This is a genomic window from Streptomyces thermocarboxydovorans (assembly GCF_039524635.1).
Lineage (GTDB): Bacteria > Actinomycetota > Actinomycetes > Streptomycetales > Streptomycetaceae > Streptomyces > Streptomyces thermocarboxydovorans.
Map to the genome: position 1 here is coordinate 1 of NZ_BAAAGU010000157.1, position 596 is coordinate 596.

The following is a 596-nucleotide window of genomic DNA, read 5'->3' on the forward strand; positions in this document are numbered from 1 at the left end:
GCGCCCTCCTCCGCCTTGCAGCTGCACGCACCAGACCCCGCTCACCGGTGCTGACAAGGCGCCGGCGATTCCCGCGGCCCTAGTAGGGGCGTACCCGAGGTTCAGGGGCTTCGAGGGGCCGGCCTCAGTCGTCCCACTCCAGCGTCGAGACGTACGTCTCGGCCATCCGGGGCTCCGAACCCGGCTGCCATGGGCCGCCGTCGACCTGGTCCCCCTGCTGTGTCTGCTGCGTCGGTACGACGTCGTCGCCCTCTCGCGGCAGTCCGCGCGCCGGTCCCTGGCAGCCCTGCACCAGGGCGATGCCGAGGGCGACCACCAGCGTCACCACCACGAACACGAACAGCCGCTGCCGCAGCAGGCGCGGATTGGCCGGGCGCAGGCCGGCCCCCGTCGTCCGGGGGCCGGGCCGGCGTGCGCCGGAGCCCGGGCGGGAGGCGTTCCGGGCGGCGGGTCCGCGTGCCGGGTTGCGGGAGGCGGGCGTCGAACGCGAGGAGGGGCGGGACGGGGTCCGGTCGCGGGAGCCGGTCCCGCTCCGCGCGGAGGCGCCGCCGCGTGCCGCGGGGACGCCGCGGCTGCCGCGCCGGGGCGTCGGTGCC

1 pseudogene is annotated in these 596 nt (G+C 77.7%); it reads right to left on the bottom strand.

From position 1 onward, the window contains the following. Positions 1-124: 124 nt before the first annotated feature. Positions 125-596, bottom strand: a pseudogene (locus ABD198_RS30565) (hypothetical protein); the annotation flags it as partial.